22 protein-coding genes are annotated in these 22,687 nt (G+C 64.1%); 7 read left to right on the top strand and 15 right to left on the bottom strand.

What is annotated here, in order from left to right:
* The first annotated feature begins 131 nt into the window (after positions 1–131).
* Positions 132–1,175 carry a patatin-like phospholipase family protein gene (locus BI347_RS04785; RefSeq protein WP_071115413.1) on the top strand — a complete coding sequence of 348 codons (1,044 nt, stop codon included), beginning with the start codon at positions 132–134 and terminating at the stop codon, positions 1,173–1,175.
* 74 nt (positions 1,176–1,249) lie between these two features.
* Complete coding sequence (locus BI347_RS04780; protein WP_338032389.1) at positions 1,250–1,582, top strand: RebB family R body protein; 333 nt, start codon at positions 1,250–1,252, stop codon at positions 1,580–1,582.
* A 77-nt stretch (positions 1,583–1,659) separates the two neighbouring features.
* Here the strand turns inward: BI347_RS04780 and arcC are convergent, their stop codons facing one another.
* The 6 genes from arcC to BI347_RS04755 form a co-directional block, all read right to left on the bottom strand.
* Positions 1,660–2,604 (bottom strand): carbamate kinase, encoded by a 945-nt coding sequence (arcC, locus tag BI347_RS04775; protein WP_071113176.1) that lies wholly within the window; start codon positions 2,602–2,604, stop codon positions 1,660–1,662.
* A gap of 110 nt (positions 2,605–2,714) precedes the next feature.
* Entirely contained in the window at positions 2,715–3,725 is a 1,011-nt protein-coding gene (locus tag BI347_RS04770) for an ornithine carbamoyltransferase (RefSeq protein WP_071113177.1), read from the bottom strand.
* Between the two features lie 129 nt (positions 3,726–3,854).
* A complete protein-coding gene (locus BI347_RS04765) occupies positions 3,855–5,087 on the bottom strand; it encodes an arginine deiminase (protein ID WP_071113178.1) in 1,233 nt (410 codons plus the stop codon).
* Between the two features lie 75 nt (positions 5,088–5,162).
* Complete coding sequence (gene arcD, locus BI347_RS04760) at positions 5,163–6,614, bottom strand: arginine-ornithine antiporter (RefSeq protein WP_071113179.1); 1,452 nt, start codon at positions 6,612–6,614, stop codon at positions 5,163–5,165.
* A gap of 551 nt (positions 6,615–7,165) precedes the next feature.
* The gene (locus tag BI347_RS22510) at positions 7,166–7,297 is read right to left on the bottom strand and encodes a DUF3149 domain-containing protein (protein WP_083338704.1); all 132 of its coding nucleotides are present in this window, start codon (positions 7,295–7,297) and stop codon (positions 7,166–7,168) included.
* A gap of 177 nt (positions 7,298–7,474) precedes the next feature.
* Entirely contained in the window at positions 7,475–8,503 is a 1,029-nt protein-coding gene (locus BI347_RS04755; RefSeq protein WP_071113180.1) for a CDP-6-deoxy-delta-3,4-glucoseen reductase, read from the bottom strand.
* A gap of 39 nt (positions 8,504–8,542) precedes the next feature.
* Here BI347_RS04755 and BI347_RS04750 point away from each other — a divergent pair, with 39 nt between their 5' ends.
* Both BI347_RS04750 and trmB read left to right on the top strand, forming a co-directional pair.
* Positions 8,543–9,460 carry an SDR family oxidoreductase gene (locus tag BI347_RS04750; protein WP_071116342.1) on the top strand — a complete coding sequence of 306 codons (918 nt, stop codon included), beginning with the start codon at positions 8,543–8,545 and terminating at the stop codon, positions 9,458–9,460.
* Positions 9,461–9,497: 37 nt separating this feature from the next.
* Complete coding sequence (gene trmB, locus BI347_RS04745; RefSeq protein WP_071113181.1) at positions 9,498–10,178, top strand: tRNA (guanosine(46)-N7)-methyltransferase TrmB; 681 nt, start codon at positions 9,498–9,500, stop codon at positions 10,176–10,178.
* Positions 10,179–10,226: 48 nt separating this feature from the next.
* Here trmB and BI347_RS04740 read toward each other — a convergent pair whose 3' ends face one another.
* Entirely contained in the window at positions 10,227–10,706 is a 480-nt protein-coding gene (locus BI347_RS04740) for a glutathione peroxidase (RefSeq protein ID WP_071113182.1), read from the bottom strand.
* Between the two features lie 126 nt (positions 10,707–10,832).
* On the opposite strand from BI347_RS04740, the gene BI347_RS04735 reads away from it, so the two are divergent.
* Entirely contained in the window at positions 10,833–11,312 is a 480-nt protein-coding gene (locus BI347_RS04735; RefSeq protein WP_204378003.1) for a DUF1841 family protein, read from the top strand.
* A 244-nt stretch (positions 11,313–11,556) separates the two neighbouring features.
* Here the strand turns inward: BI347_RS04735 and BI347_RS04730 are convergent, their stop codons facing one another.
* Together BI347_RS04730 and BI347_RS04725 are read right to left on the bottom strand one after the other, a co-directional pair.
* Positions 11,557–12,507 (bottom strand): D-2-hydroxyacid dehydrogenase, encoded by a 951-nt coding sequence (locus BI347_RS04730; protein ID WP_071115411.1) that lies wholly within the window; start codon positions 12,505–12,507, stop codon positions 11,557–11,559.
* A gap of 10 nt (positions 12,508–12,517) precedes the next feature.
* On the bottom strand, positions 12,518–13,303 hold the full coding sequence (locus tag BI347_RS04725) for a DUF2189 domain-containing protein (RefSeq protein WP_071113184.1): 786 nt from the start codon (positions 13,301–13,303) through the stop codon (positions 12,518–12,520).
* Positions 13,304–13,443: 140 nt separating this feature from the next.
* Here BI347_RS04725 and BI347_RS04720 point away from each other — a divergent pair, with 140 nt between their 5' ends.
* Positions 13,444–13,770: an FKBP-type peptidyl-prolyl cis-trans isomerase gene (locus BI347_RS04720; protein ID WP_071113185.1), complete on the top strand. Its 327-nt coding sequence runs from the start codon at positions 13,444–13,446 to the stop codon at positions 13,768–13,770.
* A 65-nt stretch (positions 13,771–13,835) separates the two neighbouring features.
* Here BI347_RS04720 and BI347_RS04715 read toward each other — a convergent pair whose 3' ends face one another.
* Positions 13,836–14,453: a DedA family protein gene (locus BI347_RS04715; protein ID WP_071113186.1), complete on the bottom strand. Its 618-nt coding sequence runs from the start codon at positions 14,451–14,453 to the stop codon at positions 13,836–13,838.
* Positions 14,454–14,565: 112 nt separating this feature from the next.
* On the opposite strand from BI347_RS04715, the gene alr reads away from it, so the two are divergent.
* Positions 14,566–15,639 (top strand): alanine racemase, encoded by a 1,074-nt coding sequence (gene alr, locus BI347_RS04710; protein ID WP_071115410.1) that lies wholly within the window; start codon positions 14,566–14,568, stop codon positions 15,637–15,639.
* On the opposite strand, the gene BI347_RS04705 is transcribed toward alr, so the two are convergent.
* From BI347_RS04705 to ftsH, 5 genes are all read right to left on the bottom strand, one after another.
* Entirely contained in the window at positions 15,581–16,141 is a 561-nt protein-coding gene (locus BI347_RS04705) for a rhomboid family intramembrane serine protease (protein WP_071113188.1), read from the bottom strand. The two genes, alr and BI347_RS04705, sit on opposite strands and share 59 nt — an antisense overlap.
* Positions 16,138–18,129 (bottom strand): ExeM/NucH family extracellular endonuclease, encoded by a 1,992-nt coding sequence (locus tag BI347_RS04700; protein ID WP_139167177.1) that lies wholly within the window; start codon positions 18,127–18,129, stop codon positions 16,138–16,140. The genes BI347_RS04705 and BI347_RS04700 overlap by 4 nt, the downstream gene beginning before the upstream one ends.
* Before the next feature lie 150 nt (positions 18,130–18,279).
* The gene (gene glmM / locus BI347_RS04695; protein WP_071113190.1) at positions 18,280–19,614 is read right to left on the bottom strand and encodes a phosphoglucosamine mutase; all 1,335 of its coding nucleotides are present in this window, start codon (positions 19,612–19,614) and stop codon (positions 18,280–18,282) included.
* A 101-nt stretch (positions 19,615–19,715) separates the two neighbouring features.
* A complete protein-coding gene (folP, locus tag BI347_RS04690) occupies positions 19,716–20,552 on the bottom strand; it encodes a dihydropteroate synthase (protein WP_071113191.1) in 837 nt (278 codons plus the stop codon).
* Between the two features lie 148 nt (positions 20,553–20,700).
* Positions 20,701–22,614, bottom strand: coding sequence for an ATP-dependent zinc metalloprotease FtsH (gene ftsH, locus BI347_RS04685; RefSeq protein ID WP_071115408.1), 1,914 nt, complete (start codon positions 22,612–22,614; stop codon positions 20,701–20,703).
* Positions 22,615–22,687: the final 73 nt, after the last annotated feature.

Below are 22,687 nucleotides of genomic sequence, written 5' to 3'. Positions count from 1 at the left end.
CAAAAGAATCCGACTGAGGTTTTTCCGCTACAAGCGCTTGGCCGCAGCCTGCGTTGCAAAAGTCTGCCCAGCAACCATACTGCAGACATGCCCCTGTCCTCGCCAACGACATCAAATGGGAGAAATACGTCATGGCTCAATCCGCAAAACCATCCATCGCTCTGGTACTGGGAGGCGGCGCGCCCAACGCCACGCTGATGGCCGGCGCGCTGGTGGCGCTTACCGAAGCCGGCGTCAAGTTCGACATCATCTCCGCCTCCGGCGCCGGCGCCCTCGTCGGCCTGCTATATGCCGTCCCCAAGCAGGGCGACGCCATCTCCGCGCTCGGCAAACTGGCAGATCTGGGCGTGTCCGACCCGATCTACAAGCTGTTCCCGGTCAACTACAAGGTGTTCAACAAGCCCGGCATGCTGGCGGACGCCTGGCGCGCGCTGCAGGCGCGCAACCCCGTCCTGCAGGCGATACAGCAGCAGGCCGACCAGGGGCCGGCACAGCGGCTGCTGGCCGACTGGACCTCGCTGCTGCTGGCCAGCCTCAGCCCCAGCAGCCTGAGCGGCGACAGCCAGGGCATGTGCGCGCACGTGCCCTTCATCGACCAGGTGGTCGACTTCGCCAAGCTGAAAGACATCCAGCCCCAGTTCTACCTCAACGCTTACAACATCACCCACGGCGCCATGCGCTGCTGGGACAAGCGCGAGATCAACCACGACCATTTCCTGGCCGCGCTGTCCTTCCCCTTCATCTACCCGCCCTATCGTCTGGAGGACGGCGACTACATCGAGGGCGCCGCCATCGACACCCTCAACTTCAAGCGCCTGTTCGAGCTGCATCCGCACATCGACTACACCGTGGTGTTCGACGTGCTCGGCAGCGACAGGCTGCTGCACCCGCCGCGCAATCTGTACGACGCCTGGGTGCAATCCATCATCGCTCCGCTCACCGCCATCGCCCGCGACGACCTCAGGCTGTTCGAAGCGCTGCATAACCGCGACGAGCGCGGCCAGCCGCGCACCGAGGTGCTGAAAATCAATTTCGACGCCCACATCGGCAAGGAAACCTCGCGCGAGGAACTGGACTGGTCGTATTCCAACCTGTCGCGGCTGTATCAAGCCGGTTACCAGGCCGGCAAGGACGCTTGCCGGCAATACGCGCGCCAGCTGAGCATCAAAGCCTGATCGGCCCGGCCATCCCGATGGCCGGCCAGGCTGCGTAGTCGCAACGATTCAATCCGCCAACGCGACCGGTTAATCTGATACGGACGCGCGCGATTTCGGCGCGATTCCCAAGGCCCCCCACCGCAGTCAACAGCCAGATCACCGACGCCGACGCCCAGGCCAGCAACGTCAAGGTGCTGGGCGAGGCCCCAGCCATGGCCATCGTCGCCGTCAACCAGGCCATCGCCCACGCCAGCGGCATCCTGTGGGAAAGCACCACCTCGTCCCAGCAGCAACCGGGCATGGCGGGCCAGGCCGCCGTCAACCAGGGCGTGACGCAAATCGACGACGCCGACTCCGACGCGGATGGCCAGGCGCGGGAGCCGGCGGAGCTGGAAACGCTGATCCGCCAGCTCAAATCCGGATAAGCCCTTTCGCGCCAGAGCAAGAAAAAAGGGCTGCCGTTTGGCAGCCCTGCGTTTTTACTGCGCCGTTTCCGGACGGATCAGTACCACTCTATGCCCGGCCGCGCGGTGGAGATCACCGTGCCGGCCTCGCCCTTGACGATGCGCTCGATATCCTCCAGCGCGCCGATCACCGCCTTCTTGCCGGCCAGGCGGGCAAACTCGCAGGCCGCCTCCACTTTGGGCCCCATCGAACCGGCGGCGAAACCCAGCTTGTCCATCTCGTCCGGGTGCGCGTGGCGGATTGCCTTGGCCTCCGGCGTGCCCCAGCCGACGAACACGCTCTTCACGTCGGTGGCGATCACGAAGTAATCGGCATCCACCTCGCGCGCCAACAGCGCCGAAGCCAGATCCTTGTCTATCACCGCCTCCACGCCCACCAGCCTGTCGCCCTGGTACATGGTGGGAATGCCGCCGCCGCCGGCCGCGATCACCACCACGCCTTTCTCGATCAGCCACTTGATCGGCCGCATCTCGAAAATGCGCTTCGGCTTCGGGCTCGGCACCACGCGGCGGAAGTATTCGCCATCTGCCTTCACTACCCAGCCCTTTTCCACCGCCAGCTTCTCGGCTTCGTCCTTGCCGTACACCGGGCCGACGAACTTGGTGGGATTCTTGAACGCCGGATCGTTAGGATCCACTTCGGTCTGGGTAAGGATGGTGGCGATCGGCACTTCGAAGGGCAGCACATTGCCCAGCTCCTGCTCCACCATGTAACCGATCATGCCCTCGGTCTGCGCGCCCAGCACATCCAGCGGATACGGCGTCACCTTGCCGTCCACATGGCGGGCGTAGGCGTCGTTCTGCAGGCCCAAGAGGCCCACTTGCGGCCCATTGCCGTGGCACATCACCAGGTTGTGGCCCAGCCGGGTGACCGCGGCCAGTTGTTCTGCGGCCACCTTGACGTTGGCGCGCTGGTTGTCGGCGGTCATGGCTTCGCCACGACGCTGCAGGGCATTGCCGCCCAAGGCTACGACGACTCGCATAATGTTTCCTTCTCTCGGTCTTTTCAACGACGCCGGCCAAGGGCTCCGGTCAGGAGGCCTTGGCCGGTCGGTGTGATATCGGGCCGGCTTGCGCCGGCTGCGGCATCGCGTCAGTCGCCCAGCGTCGCCACCAGGATGGCCTTGATGGTGTGCATGCGGTTTTCCGCCTGCTCGAAGGCGATGCAGGCCTCGGACTCGAACACGTCCTCGGTCACCTCGATGCCGTTGGCGAGTTCCGGATATTCCGCGGCGATTTCCTTGCCCACCTTGGTTTCACTGTTGTGGTAAGCCGGCAGGCAGTGCATGAACTTCACTTGCGGGTTGCCGGCGGCGGCCATCAGCGCGGCGTTGACCTGGTAGGGCTTCAACAGGCGGATGCGTTCGGCCCACACTTCGGCCGGCTCACCCATCGACACCCAGACGTCGGTGTGGATAAAGTCGGCGCCCTTGACCGCCTCCCTGGCGTCCTCGGTCAGGGTGATGCGCGCGCCGGTCTTGGCCGCGATCTCGCGGCACTCGGCCACCAGCTCGTCGGTCGGCCACAGGTGTTTCGGCGCGCCGATGCGCACGTCCATGCCCAGCTTGGCGCCGATCACCAGCAGCGAGTTGCCCATATTGTTGCGGGCGTCGCCCAGGTAGCTGTAGCTGATCCGCGAAATCGGCTTGTCGCTGTTCTCCCACATGGTCAGCACGTCGGCCAGCATCTGGGTCGGGTGCCATTCATCGGTCAGGCCGTTGTACACCGGCACGCCGGCAAACTTGGCCAGCTCGTTTTCCACCATGTCCTGATCGAAACCGCGGTATTCGATGGCGTCGTACATCCGGCCCAGCACGCGGGCGGTGTCCTTCATCGATTCCTTGATGCCGATCTGCGAGCCGGACGGCCCGAGGTAGGTGACGTTGGCGCCCTGGTCGAAGCAGGCCACTTCAAACGCGCAGCGGGTGCGGGTGGAGGTCTTTTCAAAGATCAGGGCGATATTCTTGCCCTTCAGGTGCTGCTGCTCGGTGCCGGAGTATTTGGCGCGCTTCAGGTCGCGAGCCAGGTCCAGCATGTAGCGGATCTCACGCGGGGTGAAGTCCAGCATTCTCAGGAAGTTGCGGTTGCGCAGATTGAAAGCCATGATATTGCTCCTGATTAGAGTCTGGGCAAGCCGGCCGCCGTTTCCGTGGAAACCGGCGGTCAACCTGTCTTGTGCAAACAAACGGTATTCGGTCTCTCCGGCCGGATGCCGACCGGAGAATGGATTGCCTTACAGCTTGATTTCGTCGCGAATGATCGGGCAGGTCATGCAGTGGCCGCCGCCGCGGCCGCGGCCAAGCTCGGATGCCGGAATCTCGATCACTTCCACGCCGTGCTCGCGCATCAGGCGGTTGGTATAGGTGTTGCGGTCGTAGGCCACCACCACGCGGCGGTCCAGCGCCACCACGTTGTTGCCGTCGTCCCACTGCTCGCGTTCGCGCTGGTAGGCGTCGCCGCCGGTCTGGATCACGCGGATTTCCTTCAAGCCCAGCGCCTGGCGCACGATCTCCACCAGCTTCACGCCCTCATGGCGCTCGAAGCGGATCTCGCCCTCGCGGTCGCCGGCGTACATGCTGGTGCAGACGATGTCGTCCACCACGTCCGGAAATACCGACAGCAGGTCGACGTCGAGAAAGCTGAACACGGTGTCCAGGTGCATCGCGGCGCGCGATTTCGGCATCTGGCAGGCGATCACCCGCTTGGCGCCGCCCTCGCGGCCCAGCACGCGCTTGGCCACCTGCACCACCGCCTGCGGGCTGGTGCGCTCGCCCATGCCGATCAGCACGGTGCCGTTGCCAATCGGCATCACGTCGCCGCCTTCCAGCGTCGCCGCGCCGTGGTCCTTGTCGCAGTCGCCCCACCAGATATTGGCCTTGCCGGCGAAGTAAGGGTGGAACTGGTAGATCGATTGCAACACCAGCGTTTCCTGGCGCCGCGCCGGCCAGTACATCGGGTTCAGCGTCACGCCTTCGTAGATCCAGCAAGACGGGTCGCGCTGGAACAGGCTGTTGGGAATCGGGGGGATCACGAATTCGGACTGGTCGAGATAGCCGCCGAACAGGCCTTTCGGGTCGAACGGCAGCTCGAACTTGGCGATGCCGCCAACCAGGTGCTCGGCCAGCTGCGACGATGGCATCTCGTTCAGCCAACCGCGCAGATCGTGCAGCATGCCGATGCCGACGTTGTCAGCCTTCACCTTGCGGTCCAGCACCCAGTTGCGGGCGGCCTTGTCGTCCAGAACCTTGGCCAGCGCCTCGTGCACCTCGATCACTTCGATGCCGCGGGCGCGCATCTGTTCAACCATATAGGCATGGTCCCTCTGCGCGCGCTCCACCCAGATCACATCGTCGAACAGCAGGTCGTGGCAGTTGTCGGGGGTCAGGCGCTTGTGGGCGAGGCCGGGACGGCACACCATCACAGTTCGCAGCTTGCCGCACTCTGAATGAACACCGAACTTGGTCATAACGATACTCCTTGAGTCTTGTTTGACTTCAGGGGCGAGCCATCCGCCCCCGCGACTGGATTTCGAAATTCTTGCTTACAGGCTGATATGGCCAACGGCCAGCTGCCAGGTGGCGATCACGCCCAACACCACCACCGCCGCGGCCAATACCGCCTCGATCAGGTTGAACGGTTTCTCGCCGCGTTCCTTCTTGGCCCACAGGTAGAACAGCAGGCCCGGCGCGTACAGGATCATCGACAGGAACAGATACTTAGGTCCGGCGGCGTAGATCAGCCATCCGCCGTATACCGTGGCCAGCGCTGCGGTCCAGAATTCCTTGGCGGCGCTTTCGCCCTGGGCGTAGCCTTCGCCGCGCCTGGCGACCAACAGCGAATAGCCGGCGCACAACAGGTAGGGAATCAGGATCATCGAGGTGGCCAGCGACAGCAGCGCCAGGTAGCCGGCCGAACTGAACAGGGTGATGACCAGGAACAGCTGGATCAGGCCGTTGGTCAGCCACAGCGAGGCGGCCGGGGTGTCGTTGCCATTGACGGTGCCGAACACCTTGGGCATCACGCCGTCCTTGCCGGCGAGGTAAGGCGCTTCGGCCGCCAGCAGCGTCCAGGCCAACAGCGCGCCGCCGACCGAGATCACCAGACCGGCGTTCATCAGATTGGCGCCGAAGGTGCCGAAGGCCTTCTGCAGCACGTAGGCGGTGGACGGGTTCTTCAATGCGGCCAGCTCGGGCTGGGTCATCACGCCCAGCGACAGCACCGATACCGCCACCAGCAAGGCGATGGTCAGCAGGAAACCGATCACTGTGGCTTTGCCCACGTCCTTCATGCTGTCGGCGCGGCCGGAGAACATCGACGCGCCCTCGATGCCGATGAACACCCACACCGTCACTAGCATGGTGCTTTTCACCTGATCGACGATGGAACCCAGCTTGGCGTTGCCCCAGAAATCCAGATTGAAGGTATCCACCTTGAAAGCGAACACGATCAGCAGGATGAACAGCGCCAGCGGCACCAGCTTGGCGATGGTGGTGATGGTGTTGATGAAGGCCGCGCCGTGCACGCCGCGCAGCACCAGAAAGTGCAGGCACCACAGCAGCACCGAGGCGCAGACGATGGCGGTGGGGGTGTTGCCGTCGCCGAAGGCCGGAATCCAGAAGGCCAGCGCCGAGAACATCACCACAAAGTAGGACACATTGCCGATCCAGGCGGAAATCCAGTAGCCCCAGGCCGAGTTGAAACCCATGTAGTCGCCGAAACCGGCCTTGGCGTAGCCGTAGACGCCGCCCGACACTTCAGGCTTGCGCGAGGCCAGCATCTGGAACACGAAGGCCAGCGCCAGCATGCCGACAAAGGTGATGGCCCAGCCTATCAGGATGGCGCCGGCGCCGGCGCCGGCAGCCATGTTTTGCGGCAGCGAGAAGATGCCGCCGCCTATCATCGAGCCGACGACCAGCGCTGTCAGCGCGCCCAGTTTAAGCCTGGGCGAGGCGCTTTCGGCGATGCCGGCTTGACTTGCAGTTTCTGTGGACATTTTCGTTCTCCGATCTGAGATGTAAACCGAGCATTCGTGTTTATTATTAAATTCTTATCATCTGAAATAATGGTATACCCGGCAAAAGCAGGGTTTCCAGACGTGTCATCTGTTCAGTTGACTTACATCAAGCGGACTTGGCAGGCTACCCGCCGACCTCTGCAGATGCGACCTGGGCTTGCGACAAGGCGTCATGCCCGTCGATGCCCTGACAAAACGTCATCGCCGGATACCGCGGCAAAATTCAGCATAGGCGGGAAGCATCGAAACAGAAGCCGGCATCGCGGATGCCATGACCTCGGACAAAAAATACAGAATTTCCAGCTGTATTCCGGTGTGGATAAGCGGGGACGCAAGCTCCTATAGGACAATGGCAAGTCAAAACGCCGAGCTGAAATTCTTTTGCCATCATTAAACAGACCCCGGGCCCGCAGGGAAAGTTCAGCCATTCACGATGCCAGACATGGCAAAAAAAAGCGGATACGGCCCACCGCCGTACCCGCCAACACACACATCAAGAGGAAATGCCAAAACTGCAGGAGTACAAAACCTTACTTGCCGGGTTTGTTGATGTTCTTGAAAATCACCCACAACGCGCCCAGCACCACCAGCATGGTCACGACGATAGTCAGCAGGCTCAAGCGGCCCACGTCGTCAGACATCAACAGGGTCAACAATTCCATGATTCCTCCTTCCGGCCCGCGGCCTCGACATCCTTAGCTGACGACATAATAGCCATTATGCCGACATGGAAATTGACCCACATCAAACCGCCGCCCGACGCGAATTGATGCAGAACAAATAAAAAGCCCCCGGCACGAGCCGGGGGCTTTCTGTATGCAAATCAGCAATTTATCTGTCTACTTTCCACTCTTCATGTCCTTGGACAGGAAAAAGGCATCGGAAAAGAACTCGTCTTCCGGCAAAGCGCGCTCGCGGGTGAAGCTGCCATGCGCCGCCTCCACCATCACCGGCGCGCCGCAGGCGTATACCTGATAGCCGGACAGGTCGGCGAAATCCTCCAGCACCGCCTGATGCACGAAGCCCGCGCGGCCGTTCCAGTTGTCTTCCGGCAGCGCCTCGGACAGTACCGGAATGAAGGTGATATGCGGGTGAGCGGCCTGCCAGCTCTCGGCCAGGTCGGCCATGTAAAGGTCGGCCTTGCTGCGCGCGCCCCAGTAGAACACCATCTGGCGCTGGATGCCGTGGTGGATCGCATGCTCGATGATGCCCTTGACCGGCGCGAAGCCGGTGCCGCTGGCGATGAGGACGATGGGCTTGTCCGAATCCTCGCGCAGGAAGAAGGAACCCAGCGGGCCCTTGAAGCGCATGATCTCGCGCTCCTTCATCTGGCTGAACACATAGTCGGAGAACGAGCCGCCCGGCTGGTGGCGGATGTGCAATTCGAGGAAGGCGTCGTCGTGCGGCGCATTGGCGATGGAGAAGCTACGCTTCTTGCCATCCTTCATCAGGATGTCGATATACTGGCCGGCGCGGAACTGCAGGCGCTCGGACACCGGCAGCTTGAGCTTCAGCACCGCTACGTCATGAATCTTTTCCATCTTTTCCACGCGGCACGGCAGCGTCTTGATCTGGATGTCGCCCATGCCGGTGAGTTCGCGCACCTCGATGCTGATGTCGCCCTGCGGCCTGGCGCAACAGAACAAGGCCAGGCCCTGCGCCTGTTCGCTGGCCGACAACGCCTTCTCCTGGAAGCCGTCCTGGCTGACCTCTCCCTCCACTACCTTGCCTTTGCAGGCGCCGCAAGCGCCGTCGCGGCAGCCATAAGGCAGGCCCACGCCCTGGCGCAGAGCGGCCTCAAGAATGGTTTCGTGCGCTTCCACACCGAATGTATGCCCGCTGGGGAGCACCTTCACCTGGCAAGTCATGTCGTATCTCAATCCCGAATTCTGGCTAAAATGCACACCATGCGTACTTTACTGATAATCGGCGCCGGCGATGTCGCCCGCCGCGCCCTGCCCGCCTTGCTGGGCCGCTGGCGAGTCCTGGCCCTATGCCGCAGCGCGGCGGCGGCCGAAGCATGGAGAGGCCTCGGCGTCCAGCCCATTCCCGGCGATCTCGACCATCGCGACAGCCTGACGCGGCTGGCCGGCATCGCCGATGCGCTGCTGCTGTGCGCGCCGCCGCCGCTGTCCGGCGCGAAAGACCCAAGGATGCGCAAGTTGTTGTACGCGCTGGCAAAAGGCGACAGCATACCACAGCAGTTTGTCTATATCAGCACCAGTGGCGTCTACGGCAATGCAAACGGCATTGCGCTGGATGAAACTGCGGCGCTGCGGCCACAAAGCGAACGGGCCTGCCGCCGCGCCGACGCGGAAAGCCAGTTGCGCCGCTTTGTCCGCCGCCATCGCGGCGCGCTGACGATACTGCGCGCGCCCGGCATCTACGCCGACGAAAGGCTGCCGCTGGCGCGCTTCGCCAACGGCTCGCCGCTGATAGTTGATGACGAGGACAGCTACAGCAACCATATCCACGCCGACGATCTGGCCCGCCTGTGCGTGGCCGCGCTGCGCCGCCGCCAGGGCATCCGCGTCTACAACGCCTGCGACGATCTGCCGCTGCCGGTCAGCAAATGGTACCGGCAACTGGGCGCGGCGCTGGGCCTTGCCTGCCCGCCGCAACTGCCGCGCAGCGAAGTCCAGGCCAGGGTTTCGCCGCAGCAATGGTCGTTCCTGGCCGAGTCGCGCCGGCTGGACAACAGCCGGATCAAGCGCGAACTGGGCACGCCGCTGCGCTGGCCCACCGTGCTGGACTATCTGGCGGAGCTGTCTCGGGATGAGCCGCGCAAGGCGGCAATACTCGCAAGCCGCGCCAAGATTCGGTAACATCGCGTTTTTTTTGAGTTTTCAGCAGGCCAGCAAAATGGAAAATCCGGCTTTTCAACGCGCGATCAGAAGCTTCGTACTGCGTCAGGGCCACCTGTCGCCCGGTCAACAGCGTGCCATGGACGAAGGCATGCCGCGCTGGGGCATCGAATACCGCCCCGAACAGCTAGACCTGGAGCAAGCCTTTGGCCGCAGCGCGCCCAAGATCCTGGAGATTGGCTTCGGCATGGGCGGCGCCACCGCCGAAATCGCCGCCGCCAATCCGGAACAGGACTACCTGGGCATCGAGGTGCACGCCCCCGGCGTCGGCAACCTGTGCAAGCTGATCGCGGAAAAAGAGCTCTCCAACCTGCGCCTGATCCGCCACGACGCGGTGGAAGTATTGGACAATATGCTGGCGGACGGCAGCCTGGACGGCGTGCATATCTTCTTCCCCGATCCCTGGCACAAGAAACGCCACAACAAGCGCCGCCTGATCCAGGCGCCGCTGGTGGCCAAGCTGGTGCAGAAGCTGAAGCCGGGCGGCTATATCCACGCCGCCACCGACTGGGAGGACTACGCGCTGCAAATCATGGAAGTGTTCAGCGGCAACGCCGGCCTGGCCAACAGCGCCGACGGCTACGCGCCGCGCCCGGACTACCGCCCGCTGACCAAGTTCGAGGCCCGCGGCATCAAGCTGGGCCACGGCGTGTGGGACCTGATCTTCCGCCGCAAATAAGCTTGCGCCGCCTACAGCCCGCCCTAAGCGGGCTGTCTCATTTACGCCTCAGCGCGCCAGCAGCGCACGGACATCGTCCACCAGCTCGTAAGGCTCCACCGCCGGCTCGTAGCGCTTCACCACCCGGCCGCGCGCGTCGATCAGGAACTTGGTGAAATTCCACTTCACCGGATGTGGATGCTCCGACCCCGCCTGGGTCAGCCAGCGCCACAGCGGATCGGCGCCGTCGCCGTTGACTTCCAGCTTGGCCATCACGGGAAAGCTGACGCCGAAGCGACCCTGGCAGAACGCCAGAATCTCGTCGGCGCTGCCCGGCTCCTGGCCGCCAAACTGATTGCAGGGAAAACCCAGCACGGAAAAACCCTGGCCGGCGAAAAAGTCCTGCAGCTCCTGCAAGCCTGCATACTGCTTGGTATAGCCGCACTCGCTGGCGGTGTTGACCACCAACAGCACCTGGCCGGCAAAATCGGACAAGGACCGCGCCGCGCCGCCGGCGGTGCGCACGGTAAAATCGTAGAGCGTGGTCATCGCAACCTCCGTCCCGTATAATGCCGCAGCCCGGAGTGGCAACCGCCTGCGACTCTCTGAAATCCAACGCCTGCGCATGCGGCGTCGCCGCCGAGCCCAGACTGTCACCGCCGGAGGTTCATATCCATGCTGTTCAACCCCAGCCGCCAGGACGCGCGCCGATTCTTTTTCGACACCTGGAGCAAGTCCAAATCCAGTCAGCCCTTGTCCGACCTGGAACAGGTGGTCCTAACCATTCTTATAGACCACCCGGAGTATCATCCCATCCTGGAAAATCCGGAAACTTTCCTGGGACAGGAATGGACGCCGGACATGGGGGAGAGCAATCCCTTCCTGCACCTGGGCCTGCATGTCGCCATCGCCGAGCAGCGCTCGATAGACCAGCCCTTCGGCATCCGCGCGCTGTACGCGCAACTGGCCTTGCGCCACGGCGACGAGCACCGCGCCCAGCACGAGATCATGGAATGCCTGGGCGAAATGATCTGGCATGCCCAACGCTACGGCGGCGGCCCCGACGTCAACCGCTACATTTCCTGTGTGCGCGGCAAGCTGGGCCTGGGCGAGGAAGAGCAGCCGCGGATCAATCCCAACGATATTCCGGACTGAACCCTGCCGCCGACAGGCAAAAAAAACCGTGGCGGGAAACCGGCAACGGCGCAACAAGCGGGGCAGCTCAAGCCGGCGATGGCCGACCGAGCCTTTCCAACATAGCCAGATACTAAACAAATTTCAAATTCTTATTAAATAAATCAAATAAAATAGACAGCGTCATGAACGGAAAAAGCCGGCTATCCCGTAGGAAACAGCCGGCTTTTATCAATAAAAGCGACTTCTGCTTTTAGCAAACCATTTATACCAACCGATTCAGCGCCTCATCCCGGACAAAGGCTTCGATATTCTCCACCAGTTGCGCCGCCAGCCTGCGCATCGCTTCAGCGCTGGCCCAGCCCACATGCGGCGTGACGATCAGATTGGGCAGCCTGGCCTTGAGCAGCGGATTGTCGGGCGCAGGCGGCTCGCTGCTGAGCACATCGAAACCGGCTCCGCCCAGCTGGCCGTACTTCAGCGCCGCCACCAGATCGGCCTCGTCCACCAGGCCGCCGCGCGCGGTATTGATCAGGATGGCGCCGGGCTTCATCGCCATCAGCTCCGCCTGGGCGATCAGGCCTCGGGTGGAATCGGTCAGCGGGCAATGCAGCGACAGCACATCGGCGCGCGCCAACACCTGATCGAACGGCAGATAGCCCGCCCGCGCCGTCGCCTCGCCCTTGCGCCCGGCAAACACCACCTCCATGCCGAACGCCGTGGCCATCTGCGCCAGCTGCTGACCGATGCCGCCGCCGCCGACAATGCCCAGCACCGCGCCGCGCATCTCGCGGATGGGCGCGCCGAAGTGGCAGAACCGCTTGGCCTGGCTCCACACGCCGGCCGCCACGTCGCGCTGGTAGGCCGGCAGGTTTTTCATCAGCGCCAGCATCAGCGTCAGCGCGTGCTCCGCCACCGTGTGGTCACCATAGTGGCGGACATTGCACACCGCCACCCCCTGCTCGCGGCAGGCGTCCAGGTCGACATGGTTGTAGCCGGTGGCGGCGATGGCCACCAGCCTCAGGTCTGGCAACCGCGCCAGCGCGGCGCGGTCCAGCGGCACCTTGTTGCTGATCAGCACCTCGGCGCCGGCGGCATGCTCCGGTATCTGTTCGATGGCGGTGGCCGGATATTCGCGGTAGCGGACGGGAAAGCTGAAAACGGGAACCGGGACAGACAGGCTGTCCCGGTCGAGGAATACGACGCTATGAGTCATTGCTTGGAGGTCATCGCTCGAAGGTGATCAAATCCCGATAGGCATGCCAGCTGGACAACGCCAGCACCGGCATGATGATGATCAGGCCCAGGTAATAGGTGGCGAAGCCCACCACCGTCATCGCCACAATGATAACGGCCCACAACCCCATCGTCAGCACATTGCGGTACACCGCCTGCACGCTGGCTATCATCGCAGTGATGGTGTCCACCTCCTTGTCCAGCAGCAGCGGAATGGATACCACGCTGATCGAGAACACCAGTTGGGCGAATAGGAAGCCGACGGCGAAATAGGCGACCAGGAACAGCAGATTGTCCGGCGTGAAGGCGTCGACGACGATCTCGTTCAGATTGGGCAGCGCCGCGGTATCGTAGAACAGCGCGAACATCAGCAAGGACACGCGGAACCAACCGAACACCAGCACCGCCAGCAGCACCGCGTACAAGCTGAAGCCCGGCATGTTGACGCGCCAGGCCGCCATGCTGTGCAGCAGTTTCACCCGGCCGTGGCCGTCGAAGGCCTCCATCTGCTTGGCGATGTCGTAGATGCCGATGGCGAGGAAGGGGCCGGCCAGCAGGAAGATGGTAGCGAAGGTGATCACCAGCTCCGGCGCCTGTTCGGCGTAAACCCCCAGCAGATAGCCCATCAGCACGAAGACCGCGCCATAGAACAGGCAGTCGGCGGGCGCCTTCTGGAAGTCGCGGAACCCCCTCTTCAACCACACAAACGGCTGCTGGAACGCCACCCGGCGCGCGACCGGGCGGACTGGCGGGACTTCATGTTGAGTGACATCCATGGCACACCCCTTGCATCGCGTGGAAAGGCAGAGACCTGGCGCTCTGAATTTCGTTATATGCCACACCGGGGAAAACACAAAGCGGCCGCCGGGCTGCTACAATCGCGCGGTCAAACCCCAAGCAAGCGAAAGGAAACGCCATGAGCGAACTGATCATTGAAGAACTGGTTGTCGGCGAAGGCGCCGAGGCGGTGGCCGGCCAGGAAGTCACCGTGCACTACACCGGCTGGCTGACCAACGGCACCAAGTTCGATTCCAGCAAGGACCGCATGCAGCCGTTCAGCTTCCCGCTGGCCGCCGGCCATGTGATCAAGGGCTGGGACCAGGGCGTGCAGGGCATGAAAGTCGGCGGCAAGCGCAAGCTGACCATCCCGGCCGAACTGGGCTACGGCGCGCGCGGCGCCGGCGGCGTGATTCCCCCCAACGCCACTCTGGTGTTCGAAGTGGAGCTGCTGCAGGTAGGCTGATCCCATCCGCAGCGCCCGTAAAAAAAGGCCATCTCACGATGGCCTTTTTCCATTGTCCGGCGCGCTTATTTCTTGGCGCAGGCCATGCGGCGGCGCCTGAGCCAAACCAGGCCGACCGCCAGCAGCAGCAAGGCCACCACGGCGAGAATGCCGGCTTGGCCGCGGTGCACCATGGTCATCAGCCATTCGCGGTTGGCCGCGCCGTAATAGCCGAGATACACCCACACCGGCACCGAGATCAGCGCGGCGAAGCCGTCCATCAGCAAGAAGCGCCAGTAGGGCACGCGCCGGGTCATCCCGGCGGTGATGAAGATCGGGGAGCGCAGCCCCGGCAGGAAGCGGGCGACGAACAGCACCCAGTTGCCGTACTTGGCGAACTTCTCCTGCACCGCCTCGAAACGTTCTTGGGTGAGGATGCGGGCGATCGGGCGGAATGTCAGCACCTTGTTGCCGAAAGTGCGGCCGGCCATGAACATGATGCCGTCGCCCACCAGCACGCCGGCCATGCCCACCAGGAACATGTAGTGCACATTGGTGTAGCCCAGGCCGGAGATCACGCCGCCCGCCACCAGAGTAATGTCCTCGGGAATCGGCACGCCGAAACCGCAAACCAGCAACACCGCAAATACAGCCAGGTAGCCATAGCCGGTGAAAAAATCGAGAAGTATCTGCAGTGTATCCATTATTGTTCCGTCTGCCGGCAATCAAGTCATAGCGACAAGGCGGACGGCAGTTCGGCAAAAGTCCAAGAACGGGGGTGTATAATAGCACACCTCTTGTTCACACTTTCTTGACATGACACGCCCTATCCGGCTGGAGATCGATCTCTCCGCCATCCGCCATAATTTCCAGTTTACCCGCCAGCACGCGCAAGCCCGCCGCCTATTCGCCGTGATCAAGGCCAACGCCTACGGCCACGGGGTATTGGACACTGCAAAGGCGTTGGCCGATCTGGCCGACGGTTTTGCCCTGCTCAATATCGAAGACGCCGTCGCGCTGCGCGAAGCCGGCATCCAGCACCCCATCGCCCTGCTGGAGGGCCCGTTCGACGCGGCCGAAGCCGCCGCGATGGCCGAATACCGGCTGAGCGGCGCCGTCCACTCACTAGAACAGATGGACTGGCTGGCCAAAGGTTCCGCCAGGGGCGCCGTCGAGGTCTGGCTCAAGGTCAACAGCGGCATGAACAGGCTGGGTTTCCCGCCGGCGCGGCTGAACGAGATCCAGGCCCGGCTGCGGACAATGCCGCAGCTGCGGCTCTCCACCATCATGACCCACTTCTCCAGCGCCGACGACGACTATGGCGTGGACGAACAGTGGCGCCGCTTCGCGCCGCTGGCGCAAGCCAGCGGATTGGAGACCAGCGCCGCCAACTCCGCGGCGCTGCTGCGCCATCCGCATACCCATGGCGACATCGGACGTCCCGGCATCATCCTGTACGGCGCCTCGCCGTTTGACTCCGCCACCGGAACGGAACTGGGCCTGCGGCCAGCGATGACGCTGTCCGCCGACATCATCGCCGTCCAAACGCTGCAAAGCGGCGACGCGGTCGGCTACGGCCGCCGCTTCATCGCCGGGCAGGCGATGCGCATCGGCATCGTCGCCTGCGGCTACGCCGACGGCTATCCGCGCATCGCCGCCAACGGCACCCCGGTCGCAGTGGACGGCCAAGCCAGCGGCACGGTGGGACGGATTTCGATGGATATGCTGGCGGTGGATCTGAGCCATCTGCCGCAGGCCGGCGTCGGCAGCCGGGTGGAACTGTGGGGAGCCCAGGTACCGATAGAACAGGTTGCCGCAGCCGCCGGCACCATCAGCTATGAACTGATGTGCGCGGTGGCGACGCGGGTGCCGCGCGTGCTGCGCGGCTGAAGCACGCCGCCAGCAGCAGCCCCGCCAGCGCCCCGCTGGCATGGGCCGACCACAACACCGCCTGGCCGCCAGCCCACGTCTGCGGCCAGACCCACTGCCAGCCCAGCCGCGACAACAACAGCAACGCCAGCAGCCATCCCGAACCGTCGCGCCGCCACTGCCAGGCCAAAGCCGCCCACCAGCCGTACAGCACGCCGGATGCGCCCAGAAACGGTCCGGCGTGCGGCAAGGCCAGCTGGACCAGCGCGATCGGACATGGCAACAACAAGGCCAGCCAGCACAACAGCCGCGCATGGCCGGGGCCGCCCAGCCAGGCCAATAGCAACAGGCCGGCGCTGTTGAACAGCGCGTGGCGCCAGTCCGCGTGCACCCAGCTGCCGCTCCAGCAGCGCCACCATTCATCAGCGGCCAGCGCCGGATCGAAGCGCCAGCGCCGCGCCGCCTCCCCCACCGGCAGACACAAGGGCAGCAGCGCCGGCAGCAGGCTGGGCTGGAGCCTCATTGCCTGCGGCGGCGCCAGGCCAGCAGACCGGCCAGCCCGAGCAGGCTCAGAACCTGCGGGTCCCCCGCCGCGATGCTGCCGGACGAGGGCGCAGGACTGGACGGCGAAGACGGCGCCGGTTGATCCTGCTGCCGCGACGCATCCGTCGCCGCCTTCAAGTCGACAAACAGCGGATCGTGGTCAGACGAGCGGTAGGCGTCGGCGGCATAGTAGTTCTGCTGCTGCGCCAGCGATTTGAACTCGCTGCCGTATTCCAGCGCCGTCGGCTCGTCGGCATTGATGTGCCACTCGCCCGCCTGGCTCACCCACTGGCCCAACGCGGCGTCGGCCAGCGCGTGGTCCAGATTGCCGGACTCGCCGCCATAGACATAGGAGTAGGCGTCGGACTGGAAGCGCGCCAGCTGATTAGCCAGGCCGCCCTCCTCTAGGGTGCGGATCGGATCCTCCTTGGCGTAGGCGTTCATATCGCCCATGACCAGCAGGCCGGACTGTGGATTCTGCCCGCGCGCCTGCGCCCATTTGAGCAGATCGCGCGCCGCCTGCACCCGGGTGAGGTTGCAGTTGCCCTGGCCATCGCCCAGATCGGCATCGACCACCCCGTCCACCTGCGTGTCCGCACAACTGCTGCCCTTGGATTTCAGATGGTTGACCGCCAGCGTCAGCCGCCGGCCGTCGCCGAGCGCGAAGGTCTGCGCCAGCATCGGTCGGTTGCGCGCCGGGTTGCCTACCGCCACCACTTGCGCCGCGCCCTGCGGGCTCAGCCGCGCCGGACGGTACAACATGCCGGTGCTGATGGCGTCGTTGCCTATCTTCGCCACTCCCGGATCGACGAAACGGTACTGTTTTTCCGCCGGCAGGCCATCGTTCAGGGCGCCCGCCAGTTCCTGGATCGCCGACTGCGGGCCGAAGCCGTCATTCTCGATCTCCATCAATCCCAGCGCATCGGCGTCCAGCTGGCGGATGGCGCTGACGATCTTGGCCTTCTGCCGCAGGAAATCGGCGCGGGTCTTCGCCCCGCGCTCGGTGGGAAAACCGCCGCCCAGGCCGTCGCCGTTGAAGAAGTTGAGCACGTTGAAGCTGGCCACCCGCAACTGGCCGGCCTGGCGCGCCGGCGCCGCCGGCCGTGGATTGGCCCCCTCCACCTGCGGCGCGCCCAAGGGCTGCAAGCGGTAGCTGCCATTGCCGAACGACACCACCGCGCGCAAACCCCGCAGCTTGTCGCCCGCCCGTAAAGTGCGGCTAGCCGACAGGCCGCCAGGGCCGGGCAGCCAGGCATCCATGTTCTGCTGGGTCTGGCCGTCATCCAGGATCAGCCGATCGCGGCGGTTCGCCGCTTGCAGCGCCTTCGCTTCCGCGCTGCCGGGCCGGTACAGCTGGGTGGCGGTCCACTGCCGCGGCTGGCTGGAGAGGGCAAGCTCGCCATAGCGGCCATAGTGGTAGCTGTCGGCCACGTACAGCGGCTGCTCGAACGCCACAGCCATGCCGGCCAGCGCCTCCAGCTGGGCCGGGTCGCCGCTCAGCGGCATGCTCAAGGCCGCAAGGCGGAGTTCGCCCTGCGCGCCGCAGGACTGCACATCGGCGGCGCTGGTCGGCTGCAGCTGGGTTTCGCTATAGGCATCGCCCTTGCGGGAAAACTCCAACACCTTGCCGCGCACGCTGACCAGATCGCCGCTCTTCAGCGCCGGCAATGCCAGCTTGCCGGTATAGACGTAAATGCCTTCCGAGGTAGCCGGGTCCGCATCCTGGGTCTCTGGCGGCTCCTGCATGAAAAAGCCGACCGGACCGTCCTTGCCGTAGAGCAGGCTGCTGACCACGCCCTGCGCGGCAACCATCTGACCCTGCAAGGGGCTGGCCGCCGCGCGGCCCTGAATCTGATGGATGCGCTGCGTCGCGCCGATGGAGCAGGAGGCGCCTGCCGGCAGGCTAGCCATCGCCGACAGCGCCGCCAGACCAAGCCGGATCGGCATGATTGTGAGCATTGTCTTCATTTTTATTTGTCATCCTGAGTGAAGGAGCGGCAATTCTAGCTGCCGCCCAATGACATTGGGATTTAACCTAACCAAAAATGAAGGTTTTTACAAAAAAAATGCCAACCCGGACAGGTTGGCATCTTGTTGCTGGCTTGCGGTGCAATCGGATCAGGCGACCTGTTCGATCGCCTGCGCGATGGTCCGCGCCCAGGTATCCGCCAGCGACTTGTCGTCGGCCTCCACCATCACCCGCACCACCGGCTCGGTGCCGGATGGCCGCAACACCACGCGGCCGCGACCCTGCAGAGCCGTCTCGGCTTGCGCCAACGGCTCGGCGGCGGCGCGTTTCCAGTCGCAACCGTTGTGGCGCACATTGATCAGCGTCTGCGGGAAAGGCTGCCAATCGCCGCAGGCTTCCGCCATCGTCATGCCCAGTTGTTTCAAACTGGCCAGCACCTGCAGGCTGGAGATGATGCCGTCGCCGGTGCTGTGCTTGTCCAGGCACAGGATGTGGCCGGAAGCCTCGCCGCCCACCTGCCAGCCGTCGGCGTGCAGCATTTCCAGCACATAGCGGTCGCCGACCTTGGCGCGGCCAAACGGTACACCCTGCTTGCCCAGCGCCAGCTCCATCGCCAGATTGGTCATCACCGTGCCGACCACGCCGCCCTTCAGTTCGCCGCGCGCGGCGCGGGCCTTGGCGATGATGTAGATCAGCTGGTCGCCGTCGTAGACGCTGCCGGCGGCATCCACCATGATCAGGCGGTCGCCGTCGCCGTCCAACGCGATGCCGAAGTCGGCATGGTGCTCCACCACTGCCGCTTGCAGGGTCTTGGGATAGGTGGCGCCCACCTTGTCGTTGATGTTGTAGCCACTGGGCTCGCAACCTATCTCCACCAGTTCGGCGCCCAGTTCATGGAATACCTTGGGCGCGATGTGATAGGTGGCGCCGTTGGCGCAATCCACCACCAGCTTCAGGCCCTTCAGGCTCAGCTCGTTGGGAAAGGTGCTCTTGCAGAACTCGATGTAGCGCTCGGCGGCGCCGTCGATGCGGCGGGCGCGGCCCAGCTCCAGCGAAACGTTGGTTGCCATCGGCTGCTCCAGCATCGCCTCGATCTCCAGCTCCAGCGCGTCGTCCAACTTGTTGCCGCCTTCGGCGAAGAACTTGATGCCGTTATCCTGGAAAGGATTGTGCGAGGCGGAAATCACCACCCCGGCCTCCAGTCGCAACGCGCGGGTCAGGTAGGCGATGCCGGGCGTCGGCAACGGGCCGGTCAGCAGCACGTTGACGCCGGCGGCGGTGAAACCGGCCTGCAGCGCCGCCTCCAGCATATAGCCGGAAATGCGGGTATCCTTGCCGATCAGCACGGTGGGACGACTGTCCTGGTCGTGGTTGACCAGCACGCGGCCGGCGGCATAGCCCAGCTTCATCACGAATTCCGGCGTGATCGGAAACTTGCCGACCTCGCCACGCACCCCGTCGGTGCCAAAGTATTTACGACTCATCAGTATTCTCTATCGTCGATTAAATGCCGGATTGCGATGGCAGCGCCGGTCAAGACAGCCGCTATTCTGCCATCAGCTCAGTGGCTAAAACCAGTTTCAGATCAAGATTCCCGCAACGCCTGCCACAGCTGCAGCGCCTGACGCGTGGCCTTGACGTCGTGCACCCGGATGACCGCCGCGCCGCGCCTGGCCGATTCCAGCGCGGCAGCCACGCTGGCGCCCAGTCGCTCCGCGGGAATCTCCTCGCCGGTGACCGCTCCCAGCATCGATTTTCGCGACAGGCCCACCAGTTGCGGCACGCCGACCACGCGCTCTATCTCGTCCAGCCGCTTGAGCAAGGCCAGATTGTGCGCCAGCGTCTTGCCGAAGCCGAAGCCCGGGTCCACCAACAGCCGCTGGCGGGCGATGCCGGCGTCCAGGCACAGCCGAACCCGGCGCTGCAGATAGTCCGCCACCTCCGCCACCACGTCCTGGTAGACCGGCCTATCCTGCATGGTGTCCGGATTGCCCTGCTTGTGCATCAGGCAGATCGCCGCCCGGCTGCCGGCAACCAGCGGCAGCGCACCTTCGTCCTCCAGCGCCGACACGTCGTTGACCAGATCCACCGCGCCAAGCCGAAGCGCCTCGCGCATCACGCTGCTGCGGCGGGTATCCAGCGAGATCGGCGCACCGATGTCGCGCAGCTTGTCCAGCACCGGCAGCACCCGCTGCAGCTCCTCTTCCGGGCTGACGAAAGCCGCGCCGGGGCGGGTGGACTCGCCGCCGATGTCGAGGATGTCCGCCCCTTCCGCCAGCATCGCCTCGGCGCGCAGCAAGGCGTCGTCGACGCGGTTGAAGCGGCCGCCGTCGGAGAAGGAGTCCGGCGTGACGTTGAGGATGCCCATCACCAGCGGACGGGACAGATCGAGCGTGAAACGCCCGCACAGCAAAGTCTTCATGCAACAACTCTTTAGATTCGACCGACAACCATCGGCTTCGGGTTAAACATCGCGCCGGCCACTGCGGCGCCCCTCAGGCCAAGCCATCCACAGATGCAAAAACCGGACAAGCCCGCGAAGGCTTGCCCGGTTTGGATGCTGCTCGGTGTCAGACTTCCTGGGCCGGATCGGAAGTCGCCTCGACCGGAGCCGTCGGCTCGGCCGGTTTTTCATCCGGTTTGGCGGCGAAGCTGCTGCCCGGTTTGGGCGGACGCGGCGGCTTGCCTTCCATAATGTCGTTGATCTGATCGGCGTCTATGGTTTCCAGCTCCAGCAGCGCGGCGGTCATCGCCTCCACCTTGTCGCGGTTCTCTTCCAGCAGGCGGCGCGCCAGCGCGTACTGCTCGTCGATGATGCGGCGGATTTCCTGATCCACCTGCTGCAGCGTGGCTTCGGACAGGTTCTTGTGGGTGGTGATGGAGCGGCCGAGGAACACTTCGCCCTCGTTCTCGCCGTATACCATCGGACCCAGCTTGTCCGACATGCCGTAGCGGGTGACCATGTCGCGCGCCATTTGCGTGGCGCGCTCGAAGTCGTTGGAGGCGCCGGTGGTCATCTGGTTCATGAACAGCTCTTCGGCGATGCGGCCGCCGAACAGGATGGCCAGACGGTCCATCAGATAGCCGCGGTCGTAGGCGAAGCGGTCCTGCTCCGGCAGCTGCATGGTCACGCCCAGCGCGCGGCCGCGCGGGATGATGGTGACCTTGTGCACCGGGTCGGACTTCGGCAGCAGCTTGGCGACGACGGCATGGCCGGACTCGTGGTAAGCGGTGTTGCGCTTTTCTTCCTCGGTCATCACCATGCTGCGGCGCTCGGCGCCCATCATGATCTTGTCCTTGGCCGACTCTAGGTCCTCCATGTCCACCAGACGCTTGTTGCGGCGGGCGGCGAACAGCGCGGCCTCGTTGATCAGGTTGGCCAGGTCGGCGCCGGAGAAGCCCGGCGTGCCGCGCGCGATCACCTCGGCGTTGACGTCGGCGGCGATCGGCACCTTGCGCATGTGCACGTTCAGGATCTGCTCGCGGCCGCGGATGTCCGGCAGCGGCACCACCACCTGGCGGTCGAAACGGCCCGGGCGTTGCAGCGCCGGGTCCAGCACGTCCGGACGGTTGGTGGCGGCGATGACGATCACCGTGGAATTGGTGTCGAAGCCGTCCATTTCCACCAGCAGCTGGTTCAGCGTCTGCTCGCGCTCGTCGTTGCCGCCGCCGAGACCGGCGCCGCGCTGGCGGCCGACCGCATCGATTTCGTCGATGAAGATGATGCACGGCGAGTTCTTCTTCGCCTGCTCGAACATGTCGCGCACGCGCGCCGCGCCAACGCCGACGAACATTTCGACGAAGTCAGAGCCGGAGATGCTGAAGAACGGCACCTTGGCCTCGCCGGCGATGGCCTTGGCCAGCAAGGTTTTACCCGTGCCCGGCGAACCGGCCAGCAGGATGCCGCGCGGAATGCGGCCGCCCAGGCTCTGGTAGCGGGAAGGATCGCGCAGATAATCGACGATTTCCTTCACCTCTTCCTTGGCCTCGTCGCAGCCGGCCACGTCAGTGAACATCACGGTGTTCGCGTCCTGGTCGAGCATGCGCGCCTTGCTCTTGCCGAACGAGAACGCGCCGCCCTTGCCGCCGCCTTGCATCTGGCGCATGAAGAACACCCACACGCCGATCAGCAGCAGCATCGGGAACCAGCTGATGAAGATGCTCATCAGCATCGAAGGCTCCTCCTCCGGCTTGGCTGAGAAGCGCACGTTGTTCTTGATCAGGTCGTCCACCAGCTGCGGATCATAAGGCGCATAGGTGGAGAAGGCCGTGCCGTCGGTCAGTTTGCCCTTCAGCCATTGGCCGCGCAGCGGATGCCCCTCGATGGTCAGGGATTGCACCTTGCCCGACTCGACATCGCTGACGAACTGCGAATACTCGAGCTGGTTCTGGGTGTCCTGGCGCTTGTTGAACTGGTTGAACACTGTCATCAGTACCAGACCGATGATCACCCAGATGGCGATGTTTTTGCCGATATTGTTCACGAGTAGCGGACTCCTCTGTGCCCTGACTTTTTGGTTGCTTGTAGTAAATTGCTACGATTGTACGCCCCGCGGC

The organism is Chromobacterium sphagni (assembly GCF_001855575.1).
In the GTDB taxonomy this organism is placed as follows: domain Bacteria; phylum Pseudomonadota; class Gammaproteobacteria; order Burkholderiales; family Chromobacteriaceae; genus Chromobacterium; species Chromobacterium sphagni.
The sequence above is the reverse complement of the archived record's forward strand: the minus strand, read 5'-3'. Positions and strand labels throughout refer to the sequence as shown.